Origin of the sequence: Streptomyces sp. SKN60, from assembly GCF_026236535.1 — a bacterium.
In the GTDB taxonomy this organism is placed as follows: domain Bacteria; phylum Actinomycetota; class Actinomycetes; order Streptomycetales; family Streptomycetaceae; genus Streptomyces.
Window position 1 is genome coordinate 329,485 of record NZ_JAHTMW010000007.1, and the last position, 23,133, is coordinate 352,617.

At 71.3% G+C, this 23,133-nt stretch carries 20 protein-coding genes; 7 read left to right on the forward strand and 13 right to left on the reverse strand.

The features are described from left to right. Positions 1-172 precede the first annotated feature (172 nt). The 3 genes from pta to pyk all read left to right on the forward strand — a co-directional run bounded on the left by pta (position 173) and on the right by pyk (position 4,993). Positions 173-2,260, forward strand: a complete 2,088-nt coding sequence (gene pta / locus KV205_RS14730; protein ID WP_265864778.1) for a phosphate acetyltransferase — start codon at positions 173-175, stop codon at positions 2,258-2,260. Next, the gene (locus KV205_RS14735; RefSeq protein WP_265864779.1) at positions 2,257-3,480 is read left to right on the forward strand and encodes an acetate kinase; all 1,224 of its coding nucleotides are present in this window, start codon (positions 2,257-2,259) and stop codon (positions 3,478-3,480) included. Before pta ends, KV205_RS14735 begins: the two co-directional genes overlap by 4 nt. A gap of 82 nt (positions 3,481-3,562) precedes the next feature. Next, positions 3,563-4,993, forward strand: coding sequence for a pyruvate kinase (gene pyk / locus KV205_RS14740; RefSeq protein WP_265864780.1), 1,431 nt, complete (start codon positions 3,563-3,565; stop codon positions 4,991-4,993). 111 nt (positions 4,994-5,104) lie between these two features. On the opposite strand, the gene KV205_RS14745 is transcribed toward pyk, so the two are convergent. From KV205_RS14745 to KV205_RS14760, 4 genes are all read right to left on the reverse strand, one after another. Then, positions 5,105-6,406, reverse strand: coding sequence for a hypothetical protein (locus KV205_RS14745; protein WP_265864781.1), 1,302 nt, complete (start codon positions 6,404-6,406; stop codon positions 5,105-5,107). Next, complete coding sequence (locus tag KV205_RS14750) at positions 6,396-7,010, reverse strand: DUF6114 domain-containing protein (RefSeq protein WP_265864782.1); 615 nt, start codon at positions 7,008-7,010, stop codon at positions 6,396-6,398. Before KV205_RS14750 ends, KV205_RS14745 begins: the two co-directional genes overlap by 11 nt. Before the next feature lie 131 nt (positions 7,011-7,141). After that, on the reverse strand, positions 7,142-7,807 hold the full coding sequence (locus KV205_RS14755) for a DUF6230 family protein (RefSeq protein WP_265864783.1): 666 nt from the start codon (positions 7,805-7,807) through the stop codon (positions 7,142-7,144). Positions 7,808-8,410: 603 nt separating this feature from the next. Next, entirely contained in the window at positions 8,411-9,379 is a 969-nt protein-coding gene (locus KV205_RS14760) for a tetratricopeptide repeat protein (protein ID WP_265864784.1), read from the reverse strand. Positions 9,380-9,642: 263 nt separating this feature from the next. Here KV205_RS14760 and KV205_RS14765 point away from each other — a divergent pair, with 263 nt between their 5' ends. Continuing rightward, on the forward strand, positions 9,643-10,272 hold the full coding sequence (locus tag KV205_RS14765; RefSeq protein WP_265864785.1) for a TetR/AcrR family transcriptional regulator: 630 nt from the start codon (positions 9,643-9,645) through the stop codon (positions 10,270-10,272). A gap of 94 nt (positions 10,273-10,366) precedes the next feature. Here KV205_RS14765 and KV205_RS14770 read toward each other — a convergent pair whose 3' ends face one another. From KV205_RS14770 to KV205_RS14785, 4 genes are all read right to left on the reverse strand, one after another. Next, positions 10,367-12,067 carry a methylmalonyl-CoA mutase gene (locus KV205_RS14770; protein WP_265864786.1) on the reverse strand — a complete coding sequence of 567 codons (1,701 nt, stop codon included), beginning with the start codon at positions 12,065-12,067 and terminating at the stop codon, positions 10,367-10,369. A gap of 83 nt (positions 12,068-12,150) precedes the next feature. Further along, the gene (locus KV205_RS14775; protein WP_265864787.1) at positions 12,151-12,483 is read right to left on the reverse strand and encodes a DUF3817 domain-containing protein; all 333 of its coding nucleotides are present in this window, start codon (positions 12,481-12,483) and stop codon (positions 12,151-12,153) included. Positions 12,484-12,552: 69 nt separating this feature from the next. After that, the gene (locus tag KV205_RS14780) at positions 12,553-13,062 is read right to left on the reverse strand and encodes a MarR family winged helix-turn-helix transcriptional regulator (protein ID WP_265864788.1); all 510 of its coding nucleotides are present in this window, start codon (positions 13,060-13,062) and stop codon (positions 12,553-12,555) included. 31 nt (positions 13,063-13,093) lie between these two features. After that, a complete protein-coding gene (locus KV205_RS14785) occupies positions 13,094-14,383 on the reverse strand; it encodes an MFS transporter (RefSeq protein WP_265864789.1) in 1,290 nt (429 codons plus the stop codon). Positions 14,384-14,463: 80 nt separating this feature from the next. Here KV205_RS14785 and KV205_RS14790 point away from each other — a divergent pair, with 80 nt between their 5' ends. Together KV205_RS14790 and KV205_RS14795 are read left to right on the forward strand one after the other, a co-directional pair. After that, a complete protein-coding gene (locus KV205_RS14790) occupies positions 14,464-15,462 on the forward strand; it encodes a DUF5937 family protein (protein ID WP_265864790.1) in 999 nt (332 codons plus the stop codon). 82 nt (positions 15,463-15,544) lie between these two features. Next, positions 15,545-16,567: a glycoside hydrolase family 6 protein gene (locus tag KV205_RS14795; protein WP_265864791.1), complete on the forward strand. Its 1,023-nt coding sequence runs from the start codon at positions 15,545-15,547 to the stop codon at positions 16,565-16,567. A 29-nt stretch (positions 16,568-16,596) separates the two neighbouring features. Here the strand turns inward: KV205_RS14795 and KV205_RS14800 are convergent, their stop codons facing one another. The 3 genes from KV205_RS14800 to KV205_RS14810 form a co-directional block, all read right to left on the reverse strand. Beyond that, positions 16,597-18,585, reverse strand: a complete 1,989-nt coding sequence (locus KV205_RS14800) for a kelch motif-containing protein (protein WP_265864792.1) — start codon at positions 18,583-18,585, stop codon at positions 16,597-16,599. Between the two features lie 3 nt (positions 18,586-18,588). Further along, positions 18,589-20,448 (reverse strand): cellulose synthase catalytic subunit, encoded by a 1,860-nt coding sequence (locus KV205_RS14805; RefSeq protein ID WP_265864793.1) that lies wholly within the window; start codon positions 20,446-20,448, stop codon positions 18,589-18,591. Positions 20,449-20,539: 91 nt separating this feature from the next. Then, positions 20,540-21,067 (reverse strand): MarR family winged helix-turn-helix transcriptional regulator, encoded by a 528-nt coding sequence (locus KV205_RS14810; protein WP_265864794.1) that lies wholly within the window; start codon positions 21,065-21,067, stop codon positions 20,540-20,542. A gap of 60 nt (positions 21,068-21,127) precedes the next feature. Between KV205_RS14810 and KV205_RS14815 the strand changes: the two genes are divergently transcribed. Further along, a complete protein-coding gene (locus tag KV205_RS14815; RefSeq protein WP_265864795.1) occupies positions 21,128-21,568 on the forward strand; it encodes a MarR family winged helix-turn-helix transcriptional regulator in 441 nt (146 codons plus the stop codon). A gap of 24 nt (positions 21,569-21,592) precedes the next feature. Here the strand turns inward: KV205_RS14815 and KV205_RS14820 are convergent, their stop codons facing one another. Together KV205_RS14820 and KV205_RS14825 are read right to left on the reverse strand one after the other, a co-directional pair. Further along, positions 21,593-22,417, reverse strand: a complete 825-nt coding sequence (locus KV205_RS14820) for a tetratricopeptide repeat protein (protein ID WP_265864796.1) — start codon at positions 22,415-22,417, stop codon at positions 21,593-21,595. Further along, complete coding sequence (locus KV205_RS14825) at positions 22,401-23,039, reverse strand: hypothetical protein (protein WP_265864797.1); 639 nt, start codon at positions 23,037-23,039, stop codon at positions 22,401-22,403. The genes KV205_RS14820 and KV205_RS14825 overlap by 17 nt, the downstream gene beginning before the upstream one ends. Positions 23,040-23,133: the final 94 nt, after the last annotated feature.

Below are 23,133 nucleotides of genomic sequence, written 5' to 3' on the forward strand. Positions count from 1 at the left end.
GCCCTCCGGGGCCTTGTGGGGCCTTTGGTCCCGGCGGTCCGGGCCCTTCGTCCAGCGGGCGTCGTATCGAGCCGCAGGGGTATTGTCAAGAGGGCATTGCCGCCCTATCGGTGGTTTTTACATCCACCAGGCTGACAAGTAAGCCGCTCGGATTCGGACAGGAGACCACGGCGTGACGCGCAGCGTGTACGTGACCGGGATCGACCGCGGAGACGGCCGCCAGGTCGTCGAGCTGGGAGTCATGGAGCTCCTCACCCGCCAGGTGGACCGGGTGGGGGTGTTCCGGCCGCTGGTGCACCACCGCCCGGACCGGCTGTTCGACCTGCTGCGCAGCCGCTACCGGCTGACCCAGGACCCCACCACCGTGTACGGCATGGACTACCACGAGGCGTCCGCGCTGCAGGCCGAGCGGGGCACCGACGAGCTGGTGTCCCAGCTGGTGGACCGGTTCCACGCGGTGGCCCGCGACTACGAGGTCGTCCTGGTCCTCGGCACCGACTTCGCCGCCACCCAGCTGCCCGACGAGCTGGCCCTGAACGCGCGGCTCGCCAACGAGTTCGGCGCCTCGGTGATCCCGGTGGTCGGCGGCAAGGGCCAGCCCGCGGAGTCGGTGCGGGCCGAGGCGCGCAACGCCTTCCGCGCGTACGACGGGCTCGGCTGCGACGTGCTCGCGATGGTGGTCAACCGGGTGGCGGCCGAGGACCGGGCGGCGATAGCGGAGCGGCTGACCGCCCGGCTGCCCGTGCCCTGCTACGTCCTCCCGGACGAGCCGGCGCTCGCCGCGCCGACGGTCTCCCAGATCACCCACGCGCTCGGCGCCACCGTGGTGCTCGGCGACGACGCGGGATTCGCCCGCGACGCCCTCGACTTCGTCTTCGGCGGCGCGATGCTGCCGAACTTCCTCAAGGCGCTGACCCCGGGCTGTCTCGTCGTCACCCCCGGCGACCGGGCCGACCTGGTGATCGGCGCGCTGGCCGCGCACTCGGCCGGCACCCCGCCGATCGCGGGCGTGCTGCTCACCCTCGACGAGCGGCCCAGCGACGCGATCCTCACCCTGGCCGCCCGGCTCGCGCCCGGCACCCCGGTCATCTCGGTGCCCGGCACCAGCTTCCCCACCGCCACCGAACTCTTCGCCCTCGAAGGCAAGTTGAACGCGGCGACGCCCCGCAAGGCGGAGACCGCGCTCGGTCTCTTCGAGCGCCACGTCGACACCGCCGACCTGCTGCGCCGGGTCTCGGTGGCCCGCAGCGGCCGGGTCACCCCGATGATGTTCGAGCACGATCTCCTGGAGCAGGCCCGGGCCGACCGGCGCCGGGTGGTCCTTCCCGAGGGCACCGAGGAGCGGGTGCTGCGCGCCGCCGACGTGCTGCTGCGCCGCGACGTGTGCGACCTGACCCTGCTCGGCGACGTCGAGACGATCCGCAAGAAGGCCGCCGACCTGGGCATGGACCTCGGCGACAGCCAGCTGATCGACCCGCAGACCTCGGAGCTGCGGGACTCCTTCGCGGAGAAGTACGCGCAGCTGCGCGCCCACAAGGGCGTCACGGTGGAGCTCGCGTACGACGTCGTCTCGGACGTGAACTACTTCGGCACCCTGATGGTCGAGGAGGGCCTGGCCGACGGGATGGTGTCCGGTTCGGTGCACTCGACGGCCGCGACGATCCGCCCGGCCTTCGAGATCATCAAGACCAAGCCGGAAGCCTCGATCGTGTCGTCGGTCTTCTTCATGTGCCTGGCCGACAAGGTCCTCGTGTACGGCGACTGCGCGGTCAACCCGGACCCGAACGCCGAGCAACTGGCCGACATCGCCGTGCAGTCGGCGGCCACCGCCGCCCGTTTCGGCGTGGAGCCGCGGATCGCGATGCTGTCGTACTCCACCGGCACCTCCGGCTCCGGCGCCGACGTCGACAAGGTGCGGGAGGCGACCAAGCTGGTCCGCGAGAGCCGGCCGGAGCTGCGGATCGAGGGGCCGATCCAGTACGACGCGGCCGTCGAGCCGTCCGTCGCGGCCACCAAGCTGCCCGGCTCGGAGGTGGCGGGCCAGGCCACCGTGCTGATCTTCCCGGACCTCAACACCGGCAACAACACCTACAAGGCCGTGCAGCGCTCGGCCGGCGCGGTCGCCGTCGGCCCGGTGCTGCAGGGTCTGCGCAAGCCCGTGAACGACCTCTCGCGCGGCGCGCTCGTCAGCGACATCGTCAACACCGTCGCCATCACGGCGATCCAGTCCCAGCCCCAGTCCCAGGAGCTCCCGGCATGACCCCTCCCACCCGCGTACTGGTCCTCAACTCCGGTTCCTCGTCGGTGAAGTACCAGCTGCTCGACATGCGCGACGACCGCCGGCTGGCCCAGGGACTCGTGGAGCGGATCGGCGAGGAGACCTCGCGGATCGTGCACACCCCGCTCCAGGGAGGCGAGAAGCGCGAGAAGAACGGCCCCATCGCCGACCACGCGGCCGCCCTGAAGGCGGTCGCCGAGGAGCTGGCGGCGGACGGCCTGGGGATGGACTCCCCCGAGCTGGCGGCGATCGGGCACCGGGTGGTGCACGGCGGGCTGCGGTTCACCGAGCCGACCGTCATCGACGACGAGGTGCTCGCGGAGATCGAGCGCCTCGTACCGGTGGCGCCGCTGCACAATCCGGCGAACCTGGTCGGCATCCGTACGGCGATGGCGATGCGCCCGGACCTGCCGCAGGTCGCGGTCTTCGACACCGCCTTCCACACCACCATGCCGGAGTCGGCGGCGCGGTACGCGATCGACGTGGAGACCGCGGACGCGTACCGGATCCGCCGCTACGGCTTCCACGGCACCTCCCACGCGTACGTCTCCCGGGAGACGGCGAAGCTCCTCGGCAAGGAGCCGGCGGAGGTCAACGTGATCGTGCTGCACCTGGGCAACGGGGCCTCCGCCTCGGCGGTGCGCGGCGGCCGGTGCGTGGACACCTCGATGGGCCTGACCCCGCTCGAGGGCCTGGTCATGGGCACCCGCTCGGGCGACATCGACCCGGCGGTGACGTTCCATCTGAAGCGGGTGGCGGGCATGTCGGCGGACGAGATCGACGTGCTGCTGAACAAGAAGTCGGGGCTCGTCGGGCTCTGCGGCGACAACGACATGCGGGAGATCCGGCGCCGGATCGACGAGGGCGACGAGCGGGCGGCGCTGGCCTTCGACATCTACGTGCACCGCCTGAAGAAGTACATCGGCGCCTATTACGCGGTGCTCGGCCGGGTGGACGCGGTGGCGTTCACGGCGGGGGTCGGCGAGAACGCGGCGCCGGTGCGGGAGGCTGCGATCGCGGGCCTGGAGGAGCTGGGGCTCGCGGTGGACGCGGACCTCAACTCCGTACGTTCCGACGAGGCCCGGATCATCTCGCCGGTGTACGCGCGGGTGGCGGTCGCGGTGGTGCCGACGGACGAGGAGCTGGAGATCGCACGGCAGAGCTACGCGCTCGTTCTGGACGGGGCGGGCTCGAACGAGTGAACGCCTGAGCGACCCCGCGCCCATTTGTACTTTCCACCAGACGGAATATTCCGCAGTGAAACAAACCGATAGGATCCGCCGTATGCGCCGTTCCAAAATCGTCTGCACGCTGGGCCCCGCCGTCGACTCCTATGAGCAGCTGAAGGCTCTCATCGAGGCCGGCATGAACGTGGCCCGATTCAACATGAGCCACGGGACCCAGGCAGAGCACCAGGAGCGGTACGACCGCCTCCGCAGGGCCGCCGCCGACACCGGCCGCGCCGTCGGCGTGCTCGCCGACCTCCAGGGCCCCAAGATCCGTCTGGAGACCTTCGCCGAGGGCCCCGTCGAGCTGGTGCGCGGTGACGAGTTCACCATCACCACCGAGGACGTCCCCGGCGACAAGGCCATCTGCGGCACCACGTACAAGGGCCTGCCCGGCGACGTGTCCAAGGGCGACCAGGTCCTGATCAACGACGGCAACGTCGAGCTGCGCGTGGTCGAGGTCGAGGGCCCGCGGGTGAAGACCATCGTCGTCGAGGGCGGGGTCATCTCCGACCACAAGGGCATCAACCTGCCCGGCGCCGCGGTCAACGTCCCGGCCCTGTCCGAGAAGGACGTCGAGGACCTCCGCTTCGCGCTGCGCATGGGCTGCGACATGGTCGCGCTGTCCTTCGTCCGCGACGCCGCCGACGTCAAGGACGTCCACAAGGTGATGGACGAGGAGGGCCGCCGGGTCCCGGTCATCGCCAAGGTGGAGAAGCCGCAGGCCGTCGAGAACATGGCCGAGGTCGTCGCCGCCTTCGACGCCGTCATGGTGGCCCGTGGCGACCTCGCCGTCGAGTACCCCCTCGAGCGGGTCCCGATGGTGCAGAAGCGGCTCGTCGAGATGTGCCGCCGCAACGCCAAGCCGGTCATCGTCGCCACCCAGATGATGGAGTCGATGATCACCAACTCGCGGCCGACCCGCGCCGAGGCGAGCGACGTCGCCAACGCGATCCTGGACGGCGCGGACGCGGTCATGCTCTCCGCCGAGTCGAGCGTGGGCGCCTACCCGATCGAGACCGTGAAGACGATGTCGAAGATCGTCGCCGCGGCCGAGGAGGAGCTGCTCTCCAAGGGCCTGCAGCCGCTGGTGCCGGGCAAGAAGCCGCGCACCCAGGGCGGTTCGGTCGCCCGCGCGGCCTGCGAGATCGCCGACTTCCTGGGCGGCAAGGCGCTGATCGCCTTCACCCAGTCCGGCGACACGGCCCGCCGGCTCTCCCGCTACCGCGCGGCCCAGCCGATCCTGGCCTTCACCACCGACGAGGGCACCCGCAACCAGCTCACCCTGAGCTGGGGCGTGGAGTCCTTCCTGGTGCCGTTCGTGACCAACACCGACGCCATGGTGGACCTGGTCGACGCCGAGCTCCTGAAGCTGCAGCGCTACAACGCCGGCGACACCATGATCATCACCGCCGGCTCGCCCCCCGGCGTCCCCGGCACCACCAACATGGTCCGGGTGCACCACCTGGGCGGCGCCGCGAACGCGTAACGCGTCCGCCTCGGCTCATGACGGAGCCCCCGTCCCTCCTCGGAGGGGCGGGGGCTCCGTCGTGTGCGGCTCCCGGAAGGGTCTGCGGGTTCTGTTGCGCGGTGGGTTCTGTTACGCGTTGGGCTCGATCGTGTTGCGCAGGCCCGGGACCTTGAGCGTGCCGCCGAACTGGCCGGCCTGCTTCACCGTGCAGTTGGTGAAGACGGCCCACGGGACGTCGAGCGGCGGCGGGGACTGCGGGCTGAAGGTGACCGGGATGAGGCCGAAGAGATTGCCCTTCAGCTCCTCCGTGTACATGGTCACCGTGCCGTTGCGGATGGTGGACTTCGAGCCCGGGTTGGAGCGGACGTGTCCGGTCAGGCCTTGGGAGTGCTCGGTCAGCTGGTGCAGGTTCCAGATGTCCACCTCGTCCGCGGTGAACTTGAGGACCTTCTTGATCTGACCGCTGCCCGTCTTCACCTCGACGATGCCGTGGTACTTGAGACCGCGCAGCTCCAGGGTGCTGGTCTCCAGGCGCCACGGCGCGTCCGGGAGCAGCGGCATGCCGGTCTCCAGCTCCGCGGCGGCGAGCGCCTCCGGGTCGGGCTCGGGGCACGGGAAGCGCGGCTTGGCGCCGTCGGGTATGTCCTCGTCCGTCGTCGGTTCGAGGCCCTTCGCCGATTCGTCGAGCTCCTCGGTGGTGGCTCCGGCCTTGTCGGCGGCGTCCTGGATGGCGGCCTTCGTCTTGTCGACGGTCTTGTCGACCGTGTCGGTCGTCTCCGTCTTCCCGGCGGGCTTGTCCGCGGTCGTGCCGGTCGGCGCGGTGGGCGCCTTCGTGGGGGCCGCGGTCGTGGTGGGCGCCTTCGTCGGGGTGGCCGTCGAAGTGGGCGCGGGTGCGGTCGTCGCGTCGGGCCCGTCGAACAGGTCCTTGAGCGCGTCGCCGAGGCCCAGCGGGTCGAGCGGGTTGACCGACTTGGTGGGCGTCGGGGTGGGCGCGGGCGCCGTGGTGGTCTTGGGCGCGGGCGCCTGGGTGGTGCCCGTGTTCGGCTGCGCGGTCGCGTCGGAGGTCGCCGTCGGCTTGGGCTCCGTGCTCGCCGAGGTGTCCGGGGCGGGCTCCTCGGTCGGCTGCGCGGTCGCGGTGGCGCTCGCGGTCGGCTTCGGGCTCTCCGTCGTGTCCGGCGTGGCGGACGGGTCGGCCGTCGGCTCGTCCGAGCGGGTCACGCACGGGCCGGGCGCGAAGGGGATGTCCTTGCTGTCGTCGGCGAGGGCGAGCCGGGGTGCCAGGCCCATGCCCACGATCACCGCGGTGGGCATGGCCGCGAGGGCCATCGCCTTGCCGACCGGCGCGTGGAGCTTGTTCAGGAAGGACTTGCGGGGGGCCGCGTGGCGCGGTCCTCTCTCCGTCCCGGCCGACTGTGTTTCGTCACCCCGCACTGTTACTCCCGCCGTTGGCTTCGGTCGTGGTCTCGGCCACCGGGGCCTCGGCACCCTGCTGGGGGATCAGCGGCTGCGTCGTACCGGTCGTGCCGTCGTGCTCGTGGTGCTCGCCCGGGGCGGCCGGCGCCGCCTCCGTCCGCTCGTCCGACTCCGCCCGCTCGGCCCACTCCGACTGCTCGGCCCGCTCCGGCTCCTCCGCGGACTCCTCCGCCGGCGGGGCCGGGGCCCACGCCGCGGACATGCCGCCGCCGACGAGGGCGAGGAGGAAGCCGACGACCAGGCCGCCGAAGTTCGACACGGGGATGGAGATGAGTCCGAGCACGATGGCCGCCACGCCCGCGAAGACCCGGACGGCGGGCTGGAACCACATGGTGAGCCCGAGGGTGATCAGCAGCACGCCGATGATCAGCGCACCTGCTCCGGCGGTCGTCGCCATGGCGAGGGTGACGTTGCCGAGGCGCATGTCCCCGTACGGGAGGTACGCGATCGGGACGCCGCCCAGCATCGTGAACAGGCCCGCCCAGAAGGGCCGGGTCTGCCGCCAGACACGGAACCGGTTCTCCTGGGGGACTCCGCTGGAAGCAGTGGACTCGGCGCTCATGGAAACAGCTCCCTGAAAGCGGTGGTACTGAGAAAAGAGGGAAGAGCGGGCAGGTGCCCGTGGTGTGCGGATGCGGGGCCGCGCGAGGCGGCCCCACACCCCCGGGCTTCAGTCCGAGGTGGACGTCTGCCTCAGAAGCACTCGACCCCGGCGCCCTTGCCGCGCTTCAGCGACAGGTCGAGGTCGGGCAGCTTGAAGGTGCCGGCGGTGGTCGCCCACGCCGTCTGCTGCACGTTGGACAGCCGGGCCACGTCCGCGCGCTGGCCGAAGCCGTACGGGTTGGCCTTGGTGTTCGGCTGGATGCCCGGCTTGCCCGGCGCCTTGGCGAGGTTGCCCGCCGCCACGCCGATGTCGATGTTCTCGAACTCGGCGTCGGTCTTGAGCGAGGAGACATCCAGGTAGATGTTCTTCGCGTAGACCTTCTTGGAGGCGTCGTTGGCGCCGCCGGTGCCGGCCTTCAGCTGCAGCGTCACATCGCCGACGAACGGGATGTTCGGCGTCACGACGGACTGGCACATGTTGGTGATCCAGGCCTCGGAGAAGCCGGAGACCGCCACCGGAGCGGCGAAGTCCTTGCCCTCGAGGTCCTTGCCCGCGTCCACGCTGCCGTACTGCACGAAGTCATTGCCGACGAGGCTGTCGGTGCTGACCTTGAACTCCTGGCCGGAGATGCTGAACGACGCGGCGAGCGCGCCCTGGGCCAGGCCGACACCGATCGCGGCCGTCGCGGCCACGCTCGGCACCATGACGACGGCGAACCGCTTCCATCTGGTCCCGCCACGAACCTGGGACTTCATGAGAATTCCTCCTTCTCGGACGTACATCTCCGGATGGGCCCAGGGGCCCGTCCTGGGATGGGAGAAGTGCTACGTCCTCGGGAAGGAGAGCGCCGAGGGCTCAGGCGGCACGACGCGCGTCCTAATCACCGGCGATCACCCCCGAGCGACAACCACTGGCCGCGCGGTGCGCGGCCGGATCGGACAGGCCCTGCCGGTCAGAGCAGGAACCCCCCTGTCCACGGCCGGCGACGTCGCCGCCGGCCCGCTCGGTGGGGACCCTTCGCCGCGCGCAGTCGGCGGGGAGCCGGGCTGGTGCGGTGTCGGACCGAGCGTCGCCGATCGTGGTCCATTACGGGCGCCCGCACAAGGGGGTTCGTTACTCGCTAGTAACGGCCTGATAACCACGACACGACAGGCCGACATCGGACGGCCACACAGGGTGCCTCCGTGTGACACGACAAAGGAGGATGAGGACGGAGAAAACCGGACAGATTTTCGGGTTCGATTTACTGCAAGTAACAGCGGCCGCGATTACCAAGTTTTGGTAAAGCGCGGCCGCCGAATGTCACTGTGTCGCCAAATCGTCCCGTTGTGGAGCGCGGGCGAGGGCCGGACGAGGGCTCAGAACAGGGCGCTCGCCAGGGCCTGCCGGGCCGCCGTCACCCGCGGGTCGTCGGCGCCGATCACCTCGAAGAGCTCCAGGAGCCGCAGCCGCGCCGCGTCCCGGTCCTCACCGGCCGTGCGGCGCACGGCGTCGATGAGCCGCCCGAAGGCGTCCTGCACGTGCCCGCCCACCAGGTCCAGGTCGGCGGCGGCGATCTGCGCGGCCACGTCGGCCGGGTTGTCCGCCGCGTTCTTGCGCACCTGCTGCGGGTCCACGCCCTGCACCCGGGAGAGCAGTTCGGCCTGGGCGAGCCCCAGCTTGGCCTCCGGGTGACCGGGGTCGTCGGCGAGCACGTTCTTGTACGCCTGGACGGCGCCGGCCAGGTCGCCCGCGTCGAGCGCGGACATGGCCGCCTCGAGCAGCGCGTCGTACGGGCCGGCCGGCGCGGGCGCGGCGCTCTCGTCGCCGGTCGCGTCGGGGTCGACCTGGATGCCGGTGAGGCCGAAGCGCTCCTCGGCGACCTGGACCAGCTGGTCGAGGGTCTGGCGGATCTGCGCCTCGGGGGCGGCACCCTGGAAGAGCGGCAGCGCCTGACCGGCGACCACCGCGAAAACGGCCGGAATTCCCTGGATGCCGAACTGCTGCATCAGCATCTGGTTGGCGTCGACGTCGACCTTGGCGAGCAGGAAGCGTCCGTTGTACTCGACGGCCAGGCGCTCCAGGAGGGGGCCGAGCTGCTTGCAGGGCTCGCACCACTCGGCCCAGAAGTCGATGACGACCGGGACCTCGGCGGACCGCTGGAGCACATCGCGCTCGAAGCCGGCCTCGTCGACGTCGATCACCAGGGCGGAGGGGGCGACGGCGGCCGTGCCGCCGTGCCGCGCGGCCTCGGCGCGCGCCGCCTCGGCCTTCGCCTTGGCCTCGCCGGCCGCCTTCACCGCGGCGAGGTCGACGACGCCGCTCATGGACATGTTTCGGGGCTGCATGGCTACATCCTCCCCCCTCCGCGCGCGTAACCGGAAAGCCATGGCTGAACCGCGCCGTCCGGGGTGGGACGATGCGGTTCGGTGTGTGCGGGTGTGCGCCGGGTCCCCACCCGGCGCGGTGGTTGTCGCTGAGGCTGTTCAAGCCTTTCGCTACGGGTCGTAGCGTAATGGCAGCGACCGCCGGTGTGGGGCGGGGCCGGTGGTGAACTGGCTCACATCGCCCACCCCTGGCGCAATACCTACTGACGGGTATGGTCGCGTCCATGTGTAGCCGCACCCGTTCCCGAAGCCGAACCGGACGCCCGCGCTCCGTGGAGGCCGACACGGCCATCCTGGAGGCGACCCGGGCGGCCCTCGTGGAACTGGGCTGGTCCAAGCTCTCCATGGGCGATGTCGCGACCCGGGCCGGCGTCGCCAAGACCACGCTCTACCGGCGCTGGGCCAACAAGAACGAACTCGTCGTGGACGCCGTCGCCGTCCTGTTCGACGAACTCGAACTGCCTGATCTGGGTTCCCTGCGCGCCGACATCGAAAACGTCGTCCTGCAGTTCGCCGCGCTGCTCGAACGCCCCGAGACCAAGACCGCCCTGATGGCGGTGGTCGCCGAGTCCACCCGCGACGAACCGCTCCGCGAGCGGATCCGCGACTCCATCGTGGACCGCCAGAAGCGGCTGGTCCTGGAGGGCCGCCAGCGCGCCCAGGAACGCGGCGAGCTGCCCGCCGAGCGCGACCCGGAGACCATCGCGGCCGGCGACGACCTGATCTTCGACGTGGTGGCCGGCGCCGTGGTCCACCGCGCCCTGGTGAGCGCCGAACCGGTCGACCGGGCGTGGGTGCGGCGCCTGTCCGCACTGCTCATCGGCGGCCTGGGCGCGGTGGACGAGGCCCGCTAGGACGGCCGAAAAGCGACGCCGGCGGCCGGGGCCGTACGACGAAGGGGCGGTACGGGAACTCCCGTACCGCCCCTCGTGCCTGACGGCGGAGGTCCTAGAAGCCGGCCGGCTCCGTGTAGACGCCCCACTCCTCGCGGAGCACGTCGCAGATCTCGCCGAGCGTGGCCTCGGCCCGTACGGCGTCGAGCATCGGCGGGATCATGTTGTTCCCGTCGCGGGCCGCCGCCAGCATCGCTTCGAGGGCGGCGCGCACCTTGGCCTCGTCCCGCTTGCCCTTGCGGTCGCCGAGGACGCGGACCTGCTCCCACTCGACCTCGTGGCTGACCCGCAGGATCTCCAGGTCGCCGGTGACCGAGCCGTGGTGCACGTTGACGCCGACGACCCGCTTCTCGCCCTTCTCCAGGGCCTGCTGGTAGCGGAAGGCGGACTCGGCGATCTCGCCGGTGAACCAGCCGTCCTCGATGCCGCGCAGGATGCCGGAGGTGATCGGCCCGATCGGGTGCTTGCCGTCCGGGTGGGCGCGCAGACCGCGCTCCTTGATCTGCTCGAAGATCTTCTCGGCGTCGGCCTCGATGCGGTCGGTGAGCTGCTCCACGTACCAGGAACCGCCCAGCGGGTCCGCCACGTTGGCGACGCCGGTCTCCTCCATCAGCACCTGCTGGGTGCGCAGCGCGATCTCGGCGGCCTGCTCGCTGGGGAGCGCGAGGGTCTCGTCGAGGGCGTTGGTGTGCAGCGAGTTGGTGCCGCCGAGGACCGCGGAGAGGGCCTCGACCGCGGTGCGCACGACGTTGTTGTACGGCTGCTGCGCGGTGAGCGAGACACCGGCGGTCTGGGTGTGGAAGCGGAGCCACTGCGCCTTGTCGGTCTTGGCGCCGTAGACCTCCTTCATCCAGCGGGCCCAGATCCGGCGCGCGGCGCGGAACTTGGCGATCTCCTCGAAGAAGTCGAGGTGCGCGTCGAAGAAGAAGGAGAGGCCGGGCGCGAAGACGTCGACGTCGAGGCCGCGGGAGAGGCCGAGCTCCACGTAGCCGAAGCCGTCGGCGAGGGTGTACGCGAGCTCCTGCGCGGCCGTCGCGCCGGCCTCGCGGATGTGGTAGCCGGAGACCGAGAGCGGCTTGTACGCGGGGATGCCCTGCGCGCAGTGCTCCATCAGGTCGCCGATCAGGCGCAGGTGCGGCTCGGGCGGGAAGAGCCACTCCTTCTGCGCGATGTACTCCTTGAAGATGTCCGTCTGCAGCGTGCCGTTGAGGACGGCCGGGTCGACGCCCTGGCGCTCGGCGGCGACCAGGTACATGCAGAAGACGGGGACGGCGGGGCCGGAGATCGTCATCGAGGTGGTGACGTCGCCGAGCGGGATGTCCTTGAAGAGGACCTCCATGTCGGCGGCGGAGTCGATGGCGACACCGCAGTGCCCGACCTCGCCGAGCGAGCGCGGGTCGTCGGAGTCGCGGCCCATCAGGGTGGGCATGTCGAAGGCGACCGAGAGCCCGCCGCCGCCGGCGGCCAGGATCATCTTGTAGCGCTCGTTCGTCTGCTCGGCGTTGCCGAAGCCGGCGAACTGGCGGATGGTCCAGGTGCGGCCCCGGTAGCCGGTCGGGTGCAGACCGCGGGTGAAGGGGTACTCACCGGGCCAGCCGATGCGCTCGAACCCCTCGTAGCTGTCCCCGGGGCGCGGGCCGTAGACCGGCTCGACCGGGTCCCCGGAGAGCGTGGTGAAGTCGGCGTCGCGCTTGCGGGCCTTGTCGTAACGGGCCTGCCAGCGACGGCGGCCTTCCTCGATGGCGTCAGCGTCCATGCTTCGAATTTACTAGGACGTCCTAGTAAATGTCGATGGCAAACCCCCGCACATGCGTGCGGGGGTGCGGCCGGGGGCCTGGGTCAGGCCTTGGCGGGAGCCGGCTGCGCGCCGCTGACCAGCGGAAGCGTCTCGGCGACGACCTTGCGCTCGACGAAGAAGGCGGCCGTCGGAATCGTGCCGGAGACCAGCACCCACAGCAGCTTGCCGAACGGCCACTTGGCCTTGGAGCCCAGGTCGAAGGCGAAGATCAGGTAGATGATGTACAGGACGCCGTGGGCCTGGGAGACCGCGAAGGTCAGGTCCTCGCCGACGCCGAAGCCGTACTTGGCGACCATGCACGCGCAGAGGATGAGCAGCATGACGGCGGTCACGTACGCCATGACGCGGTAGCGGGTCAGCACGCTGGATTTCATGGCATCGAGCGTAACCACCCGTTCCGGGGCGATCTTCGCGGGGGCCGGGTTAGCGGGTCCGCCTTACGGTCAGCCCTCGTCGAAGTCGTGCGCCGCGACCCGCAGCGGTCGCAGCATCGCGAAGATCTCGGCGCACTCCTCGGCGTCGTACGCGCCCAGACCGAAGTCCATCTCCATCAGGTCGCGGGTGGCGGACTCGACCACCTCGCGGCCCTTCTCGGTGATCGAGGCGAGCGTGCCGCGCCCGTCGTTCGGGTTGGGGCGCTTGGCGACCAGGCCGGACTTCACCAGGCGGTCGACCGTGTTGGTCACCGAGGTCGGGTGGACCATGAGCCGCTCGCCGATCTTCGACATCGGCAGCTCGCCGGCCTTGGAGAAGGTCAGCAGGACCAGCGCCTCGTAGCGGGCGAAGGTCAGCCCGTACGGCTTGACCACGGCGTCCACCTCGGCCAGGAGGATCTGGTGGGCGCGCATGATCGAGGTGATCGCGGCCATCGAGGGGACCGGGCCCCAGCGCTTCTGCCAGAGTTCGTCGGCGCGGGCGATGGGGTCGAAGGGGAGACTGAGCGGCTTCGGCACGCGTCGACCTTACCGACTGGTCATATGGCGGTCAGCCCCGTCTCGCCTTTCGGTCGATCCCGTCGTCCTCAGGACCGTTCCGGACCGTCCGGACCTCGCGTACGAGCAGAGCCACGCACCCGGTGCCGAGGATCCCGGCGCCCGCGACCACGGTGTGCACGGCGGCGAACTCGGCGGCCACCCCCGCCGCGGCCATGCCGAGACCCTGGGTGGTCATCATCCCGGCGCTCATCAGGGTCATCGCCCGGCCCCGCCGCTCCTCCGGGACGGCCGCCACGAACCAGGCGTCCAGACCGAGGGTGTACGCCCCGGTGGCGCCGGCCAGGAAGAGCGCGGCCGCGGCGAGCCCGACGCCCGGCCCGGCCGCGTACAGGAGGAAGGGCAGCAACCCGGTCGCGGCCAGCGGAAGCACGATCCGGGCCCGGGCGGCGGCGGAGAGCAGCGAGCCGGCGAGCAGCTCGCCGAGCACCGTGCCGACCGGCAGCGCGCACATCAGCAGCCCGAGCGCGGCGGTGGACGCCCCGGCCGCGTCCGCGAACGGCGCGGCCAGCGCCTCGGGCACCACGGCGAACATCGGCGGCACCCAGAACATCAGCATCAGCGCCCGCACCCGGCGGTCCCGCAGCACGCCCCAGGTGGCCCGCAGCCCCTCCCGCTCCCCGGCGCCGCGGGCCGGGCGGCGGGCGGTGCCGAGCCGGAGCAGCAGCGCGGAGCCCAGGAAGGTGCCGGCGGTGATGCCCAGCGCGCCGCGCGGCGGCACGGCGGTGAGCAGCACGCCGCCGACGGCGAAGCCGGTGAGCAGCGCGCTCTGCGACACGATCCGCAGCAGCGACCGCCCGAGCACGAACAGCTCCCCCTCGCCCAGGATGTCGGCGAGGGTCGCCGTCCGGGTGCCCTGGAACACGGGCGCGACGACGGCGACGGCGCAGCGCAGCGCGAGCAGCCCGGCGACGGGCGTGAGCGGCACGGTCATCAGCGCGACGCACGCGGCACAGATCACGTCGCAGACGACGAGGAGCCGGCGCGGCGGGACCCGGTCGGCGAGCCCGGCGAGCACGGTGCCGCCGAAGAGGTACGGCAGGAAGCCGAGCGCGAAGGTGAGCGAGGAGAGCAGCGGCGAGCGGGTGAGCTCGTACACGAGCACGGTGAGCGCGAGCTCGCTGACGACGACGCCGAGCAGCGAGCAGAGGTGCGCGGCGAACACGTAACGGAACTCGCGGACGGCGAAGACGGCGCGGTAGCCGGGCTGCGGGGCGACGGACGGGCGGGTGCCGGCGGGCGCCGGGGGCTCCCCCGGCGGCTTGAGGTCGTTCGTGGGCATGCCCGCAGCGTGCGGGTGTGTCGGTGTCCCGCCCTAGACTTTCGGCCCCAGCCGAAAGTCTGCGGCTCCCTGGAGGCCCCGTGCCGTACCACCTGCACTTCGGCGAGGCCGATCCGCTGCGCATCCGGTTCGCGATCTCGCCGCTGTGGGAGACGCAGGGCGCGGTGCGGGTGCTCGCGCGGCCGCGGCAGCAGGGGTATCACCTGCCGTGGTTGCGGCGGATCGCCGAGGCCGCGCGTGGGGTGGACCTCGGGCCGCTGCATCTGCTGATGCCGGAGCGGGGGCACAACCCGGACTTTCTCTATCCGCCGCCGATCGGGCCCGCCGCCACCTTCGAGGAGGAGATCGCGGCCGTGCGCGGAACGGATCCGGCGGTCGCCGCGGACGACCTCGCGCGGGCGCTCGCCGAGACGCCGGGCGCGGCGGACACGCCGGCCGGGCGGCGGATGCTGGCCGATCCGGCCGACGCCGTGCGCTGGCTCGCGGACCTCGTCGAACAGGCCTGGGAGGCCCTGGTGGCGCCCGAGTGGCCCCGGCTGCGGGCGCTGCTCGAAGCGGATGTCGCGTATCACTCGCGGCGGCTGGCCGACGGCGGTCTGGAGCGGCTGCTCGGCGAGCTGCACCCGGCCTTCGCCTGGTCGGAGGAGACGGCGACGCTCACCGTGGAGTACCGCGGGAAGCACGTCCGCGCCCTGGACGGCCAAGGCCTGGTCCTGCTCCCGTCGGTGTTCGTCTGGCCGGAGGTCGTGAGCGGCTTCGACCCTCCGTGGCAGCCGACCATCGCCTACCCGGCGCGCGGGATCGGCGGCCTGTGGACGGAGCCGGGCGAGCGCACCCCGGAGGCGCTGGCCCGGCTCCTCGGCCGGGCGCGGGCGGACGTGCTGTGCGCGCTCGACGAGCCGGCGGGCACCTCGGCGCTCGCGCACCGGCTCGGCCTCGCGCTCTCCTCGGTGTCGGCGCATCTGTCGGTGCTGCGGGCGGCGGGACTGCTCACCTCGCGGCGGTACGGGCATCAGGTGCTCTACGAGCGGACGGCGCTCGGGATCGCGCTCGCGGTGTCGCAACCCGACACAGACTGACCGGTATGTCACGATGGCCCGACATGTGGCCCGACACGTCACGTCTCGTCGTCCTGTAACCCGACCCGACCCTGGGGGCCGGATGCTCCGCCGCCGTCACGTCACCACCGCCGCTCTCGCCCTCGTCACCGCCCTCCTGCTCACCGGCTGCGGCACGGGCGACGACGGTCCGGACTCCCCCGTCGGGCCGCCCTCGGCGCGCGGCGAGGCGGCGCCGCCGACCGGCGGCTCGCCCTTCTGGGTCGACCCGGAGAGCGACGCGGCCCGGCAGGTGCGGCAGTACGAGGCACAGGGCCGCGCCGAGGACGCCAAGGTGCTGCGGCGGATCTCCGAACAGCCGGTGGCGGACTGGCCGGCCGGCGACAACCCGGTGCCGGACGTGTCCCGGGCGGTGAAGGGCGCGGCGCCCGACGAGCGCACGGTGGTCTTCGTCGCGTACAACATCCCGCACCGCGACTGCGGGATGTACTCGGCGGGCGGGGCGCACGACGGGCAGGCGTACCGCACCTGGGTGGACGCCTTCGCCACGGCGATCGGGGACGCGCCCGCCGTCGTGGTCCTGGAGCCCGACGCGGTGCCGCACGTCGTGGACGGCTGTACCCCCGGCGAGTACCACGAGGAGCGGCTGCAACTGCTCTCCGAGGCGATCGAGCGCTTCAAGCGGCAGCCGCACACCCGGGTCTATCTGGACGCCGGCAACCCGGCCTGGATCGACGACCCGAACAAGCTGGTGGAGCCGCTGCGCCGGGCGGGCATCGCCCGCGCCGACGGCTTCGCGCTCAACGTCTCCAACTTCCAGACCAACGACGTCGTACGGGGCTTCGGCGCGGGTCTGTCCCGGCTGCTCGGCGGCACCCACTTCACCGTGGACACCAGCCGCAACGGCGACGGCCCCCTCCCGGGGGACCGGGCGGAGGCCTGGTGCAATCCCCCGGGCCGGGCGCTCGGCGTGCCGCCGACGGACCGGACCGGGGACGAGCTGGTCGACGCGTATCTGTGGATCAAGCGGCCCGGCGACTCGGACGGCCCCTGCCGGGGCGGCCCGGCCGCCGGGACCTGGTGGCCCGACTACGCGCTGGGTCTCGCGCGCCGGGCGAAGGGCTGAGCCGGGCCAGGGCTGAGCCGGGCGAAGGCTCAGGAACCCTCGGGCTCCTCGTCCGTACCCGCCACCTGGATCCACTTCGCCTCGGACGGAATCCCGTCCTGGTCCGTCACGAACAGCATGTACCAGCCGGGCGGGACCAGGGTGCGGTCCTTGGGGACCTCGACGGTGACGGTCACCCCGTCCGCCTCCTTCGTCAGACCGAGCTCGATGGAGCGCTGTTCGACGTCCGTCGTGTGGGTGACGGCGCTGGGCCGCATCAGCCGGGCCGCGGTGATCCGGGCCGCGTCCTGGGTCTTGAAGGTGGCCCGGCCGTTCTGGTCGAGCTCCTGCGGGCCCTCGCCGAGCACCGGCCGGTTCCCGCCGGCCCGGTGCAGGGCGGGCGGGGTGAAGACCTCGATGCGCTGCTCGAAGGTGCCGAGCTTGGTGTTGTCCTTGTTGCTGTAGAGCGGGTCGGAGCCGAAGGTGGCGACCCGGCCGTCGGGCAGCAGCAGCGCCTCGGAGTGGTAGTTGCGGCCGACGGTCGGCTCGGCGGCCTCGTTGAAGGCGTTGCTGCGGGGGTCGTAGAACTGCGACTTGAGGATGTCGCTGCCGCCGGAGCCCCGGTACTGCTCGGAGCCGCCGCTGGTGAAGACGGTGTCGTCGGGCATGAGCACGCTGCTGAGGTAGCGGGTGCCCTGGGGCAGGGCCGGCCCGTCGGTGAAGACGGGGCTGTCCTTGGACAGGTCGATGATGGAGGTCCGGGCGGTGGAGTTCGGGGACTCGCCGACCCCTCCGCCGCCGAGCACCATGACCTTCTGGTCCTGGGCGGGCGGCAGCATCAGGGAGGCGGAGGTCTCCAGCTGGTCGGGGTCGGTGAGGCCGGGGAGCTTGGTGAAGGCGTTCTTCTTCAGGTCCCACAGGCCCGGCTCGCGGCCCTTGTCGGCGGGGCCGTAACCGGCGTTGGAGCCGGTGTAGAGCAGCTTGCCGCCCTTGGTGAGGAAGAGCGCCGGGTAGGTGGGGAAGTAGCGGAAGGGGCCCTTGGACCACTTCTTGGTCTTCGGGTCGTAGATCTCGTTGTCGCCGGGGACGACGTCGCCGACGTCGTTGAGCCCGGACACCGCGAGCACCTTGCCGTCGTCGAGGGTGACGAGGGTCGGGTACCAGCGGGCGTCCTTCATCGGCGCGACCGGGATGTAGCGCTCGGCCTTCGGGTCGAACTCGTAGGCCGCCTTGATGCCCTGGAAGTCCTGCTTCTCGGTGGTGAGCTTCTGGGCGAGGCCGTAGACGTTGTCGGCGTCGTCGCCCTTGAGCCCGACGACCTCGTACTGCGCGGCCTCGGTGGTGAGCGCCTGCGGGCCCTCCTTGACGGCCTCGACGAAGACCCGCGCCTCCGCCGCGGTGACCTTGGTCTTCCAGGGCTTCATCTGGCCGCTCTTGAAGTACGAGATCTCGAACTCGCGCTTGGCCTTGGGGACAGTGACGTCGAACTTCGTCACGTACTCGACACCGGACGGGGAGCGGAAGACGGTGCCCTTCTTGAGGGTGATCGCCCGGTCGGGGCTCTCGTTCTTGACCCGCATGCCGCCGCCGGCCTTCTTCACCTTGCCGTCGAGGATCTCGTAGCGGGCGGTGCCGCCGGCCACCAGGAGGCGCCCGTCGGGGAGCTGGGTGTGGCCGGAGCAGAAGAAGTCCTCCGGGGTGTCGATCTTCTTGAAGGTGTTCTTGACCGGGTCCCACAGGACGGTCTCGAAGGTGCCGGCGTCGAACTTCTTCTGGTTGTTGCCGGAACCGGCGATGAGCAGCACCTTGCCGGTGTGCAGCAGGGCGGCGTGGATGGCGTTGACCTTGTACTGCTCGGGGACGTCGACCACGTCCCAGGAGCCGTACTTCTTCATGTACTCGGGCTGCGCGATCTTGTACGCGTGGTACTTCTCGCTCGCGAAGGAGACGGCGGCCGGGGCGTTGAGGGCCGCGAGGACGAGGACGGCACCGCTGCCGAACAGGGTCTTCTTGAACTGCTTGGACGGCCGGTAGGCCATGGCTCAGTTCCCTCCGGTCGTCGTGGGCGCGGGAGCGGTGGTGGGCTTGGGACCCGTCTTGGCCGGGGTGGCGACGAGGGTGCGGCCCTCCGCGGCGAGGCCCTCGGCGGCGAGGCCCGCGGCGGCGTCCGTACGGCCGCGGGCGCGGGTCCTGGCCCGGGCGGCGGCGCGCACCCGGAGCCGGCGCTTCTCGCGCTGTGCAGTGAAGGCCCACACGGTGATCGGGGCGAGCGCGATGACCAGGGCGAGCACGGCCCAGGTGCGCATGGCGGCGTGGGTGTGGCCGAAGTGGACGGAGGCGACCAGGGAGGCGACGAGGACCGCGGCCCAGTAGAGATGGATCCGGAAGGTGAGGATCCGGTCGGGGCTGGCCTCGCCGCCCTTGGGGGTGACGACGAAGCGGCCGCGGGTGCGGAGCAGCGCGGAGCCCAGCGACTTGAGGTAGATCGGCGCGGAGATCGCGGACATCGCCATGCCGGCGAGGCCGCCGGAGCCCTCGGGCTCGTGCGGCGAGACGTTGTGGCGGCGGTTCCAGAGGTAGAGGCCGATCTGCAGGGCGACGGCGTCGCTGTAGATCATCAGCCAGACCGAGGAGGAGACCTGGGTGCCGGAGGCGCCGAGCCACAGGAAGAGGACGCAGGAGAGGATGCCGAGCAGCCAGTTGACGGCCGTCATCGGGTAGTAGACGAGCATCAGCGTGTAGTTGAGGAGCCGTCCGGGCGGGGTCCGGAAGGGTGCCTTCCAGTACTGCTTGAGCAGCGTCTCGTAGGTGCCGCGGGACCAGCGCAGCTGCTGGGTGAAGAAGTCGGTCCAGGAGGCCGGTCCCTCCCCCACCGCGAGCACGTCCGGGGTGTAGACGGAGCGCCAGAAGCGGCCGGTCAGCGGGTTGCGGCGGCGGTGCAGTTCGAAGCCGGTGGCCATGTCCTCGGTGATCGAGTCGTACAGGCCGCCGATCTGCTTGAGGGCGGAGATCCGCACGACGTTGTTGGTGCCGACGAACATGGGGGTGCGGTAGCGGTTGCCGGCCCGCTGGATGAGCGCGTGGAAGAGGAACTGCTGCGACTCGGCGGCCTTGGTGACGGCGGAGGTGTAGTTGCCGTACACCTGCGGGCCGACGACGAAGGCGATGTCGGGGTCGCGGAAGTAGCCGAGCATCCGCTCCAGGAAGTTGGGCAGCGGCACGTGGTCGGTGTCGACCGAGGCGAAGAAGTCGTAGCCGTCGCCGTGCATCGCGAGCCAGGCGTTGTAGTTGCCGTGCTTGGTGCGGGCCTTGTGGACGCCCTTCTTGCGGTTCCACTCGGGGACTCCGGCCCGGGTGAAGTGCCGGACGCCGAGCTCCTCGCAGAGCGCCTTGGCGTCGGCGTCGTCGCCCTCGTCGAGCAGCCACACGTCGAGCGGCCCGTCGTGCCGCAGCCGTACGGCCCCCTGGAGGGTGGCCCGGACCATGGAGAGCGGCTCCTTGCCGGGCACGTACGTGGTGAGGAAGGCGACCCGGGTGCCGGGGGCGGCGCGCACGGGTATCGGGTCACGGGCGACGAGGGTGGCGTGCGCGATCGAGGTGACGTTCACCAGCATGAAGAAGCAGATCAGCCCGATCGCGACGAGCATGACGGTGTCGTACGGCACCCGCCAGACGTCGTCCCCCTCGCGCACGGTCCAGTGGCTGGGCCAGACGAGGTACGCCAGGAGCAGCGCCGAGAGCAGCGGCGCGAGTCCCATGAGGAGGACGGCTCGTATTCGGTGCGGCTCCTTCGAGAGCAGACTCCGGTACTGCACCCGGTAGGGCCCGTTCGCCTGGTCCGGTTCCGTGAGGGGACCGGCGAGTCGGCTGTAGGTGTCGTAGTCGTAGCCTCCCGGCCGCACGGTGCCTCCAGCTGTCGTCGAACCTGTCGATAGCCCCACAAAAAGGGACATTCATCGGCGTGTCGACTGGAAGCGTCCGAGTGAGGGGTTTTCAGATACCGCGACCCTCTACGCGCAACGGGTGACGGGCGGCCCGGGGAGCCTGGGGCGCCGAGCCGGCCTCCCGCCCGAACCCTTCGACGAAGGCGGTGAGCAACCGGGCGAACTCCACCCGGTCGGCCGCCGGCCAGTCCGCCATCGCCCGGGCGAACACCTCCTCACGGAGCCGGTGGGTCCGGTCGAGCCGGTCCCGGCCCTCGGGCGTGAGCGCGAGCAGCATCCGGCGGGCGTCGGCCGGGTCGGGGCCCCGCGTCAGCCACCCCTCCTCGGCGGCGCGCAGCACCAGCCGGCTGGCCCGGGGCTGGTCCACCCCGAGCGCGGCGGCGACGTCCGAGACGGAGCAGGCGCCGTCGCGCTCCTCCACGGCGTCGAGGACGCCGAAGAGGGTGGGGTCGACAGGCCGGCCCTCACCGTCGGGCGGGGCGAGGCGGCCGAGGGAGCGGCGGGTCTGGCTGCGGCGGATGGCGACCATGGCGCGCTCGACGGCGGTGAGAGCCTGGCGCTGTTGCTTGTCCGACATGCATGCTAGTTTACAACTATTGTAAAACTACATGGATCGACGGATCGAGGTGCCCGCACCATGGAAGACCTCCGCACCCAGCGCCCGCTCGGCTACTGGCTCAAGCACATCGACGGCGCGATCGAAGCCGCCATGGCCCGCCTCCTCGCCGCCGACGACCTGACCCGGCGCGACTGGCAGGTCCTGAACACCCTCTCGTACGAGCCCATCACCCCGAGCCGGATCGACGAGACCCTGGCCCCCTTCCTCTCCCCCACCGAGCCGTCGACGCGCCCCCACGTCGACGCCCTGGTCCGACGCGGCTGGGCCCGCCCCGGCCCCGCCGACACGATCCGACTGACCGACCAGGGCCACGCGGCCCACCACCGCATAGCCGAACAGGTCACCGCCCTCCGGGCCCGGGTGACCGAGAGCCTGTCGCCGGAGGAGTACGGGACGCTCATAGCCCTGCTCCGGCGCGTCGCCGACCACCTGGACGCGGCGGAGCCCCGGACCGGTTGAGGTCCGGGGCTCCGCGAGAGCGCGTCAGAGAGATCCCTCGCCGCCGGCCCGTTCGGCGAGGTATTCCGCCGCGCGGGCACTTCCGAGGTCCGCCGCTTTCCGGTACCAGTCCATGGACTCGGAATGTTCTCCCCTCTGCTCCAGAATCCACCCCACCGACTCCGCGGCCGTCGCGTGTCCGGTTTCCGCGCAGGCCCGAAACCACTGTTCCGCCTCACCCAGGGCGCCGCGTTCCGCCAGCTTGACGCCGAGCTGGAACATCGCCTCGGGATCGCCAGCCTCGGCGCCCGTCCGATGGTTCGCCTCGGCCACGGCGGCGACCTCCGGTCGGTCGGGTTCCGGGTGAAGGTTGGAGTTATGGGTCACCTGGCCGTCCCGGCCGTACTTCACCATGGTGGTCTCGGCCGTGGTGCGGACCGCACAACCGGCCCACCCTTGCTCTGCCCCACAACTCCACTCGACGCCGAGGTCCCACTGGACGTCGTGCTCCTTGGTATGCGCGGTCAGGAGGAACCACTCGCTCTCCCCGCCGGCGATCGTCGCGGGAAACGTCACGGGAGCGGGCCCGGGCGCCATCTGCGCCGGCTCGTCCAGCCACACTCGAACGTGCGGGTCCGGGATCCGGGCTCCGGGCCTCATCGCCACAGGGGCGCTTCGCGTGGGGTGGCGGGCCCTCACCCGGAACCCGAGGCTGTGCACGACCACCGCTTCCTCCTCGGGGGCGCTCACCCGCACCGCGATACCGTGTCCGCTGACCTGGACGGGTATGGGGCTCGGCCCCGTCGCCGAGCTGGGCGGGTAGATCAGTTGCAGCTGACCGATCAGCTGGACTTCAACGACGGGTTCCAAAGGGCCACCTCCGTGTCCCGGGTCTGGCCGTGAAGCGGAAGGGATGCCCGCCGAGGTCGACGACGCTCGTGCCCGTGCGGCCGGCGCAGGTCCAGTCGACTTCCAGGCGCCAGTCGATGTCGTGCGGGCCGCAGTGGACCGTCAGCTCGAAGACCTCCGGGTCCCCTGGGGAAACCGTGTAAAGGAACTTCGGGCCCTTGAGGCGCGGCGGATCCTTGTCGAGGTTCAGCGAGTACTTGCGGACCTCCGGGATGCCCCAGTGCATCGTCTCGGTCCCGCCGAGCGGCGGGCGACGCGCGATCACCAGGGGTCGCATGGCGCGCAGCAGGACAGCCCGGTCCTCGCAAGCCTCCACGAAGACGCGGACCAGTCCCCCGCTGAGTGGAACTCCGTCGGACCAGTCGCGCTGGATCACGTAGTCGGCCTCCACCTCGCAGGTGATGGCGACCGGGATTTCGACGGAAGGCGGACGCGAGGGCGGATTGTGGAGGTGTAACTCGCCGATGGATCCGGCCTGCACCACCGACTGCGCCTCGCCTGACATCTCATTGCGCGTCAGCGGCTCCCCCGTCCCGCCGCCATTCGAGCGCTCGGGCTCACGGGCCGCACCGTACTCACCCATATCTCCCCCAAGAACGACGGTCACCGGCGTCCGCCCCAATCGTCCTCCACCCAGGTGCCGAGCGGACCCGGTTCGCTGCAGATTCCGGTGCGGG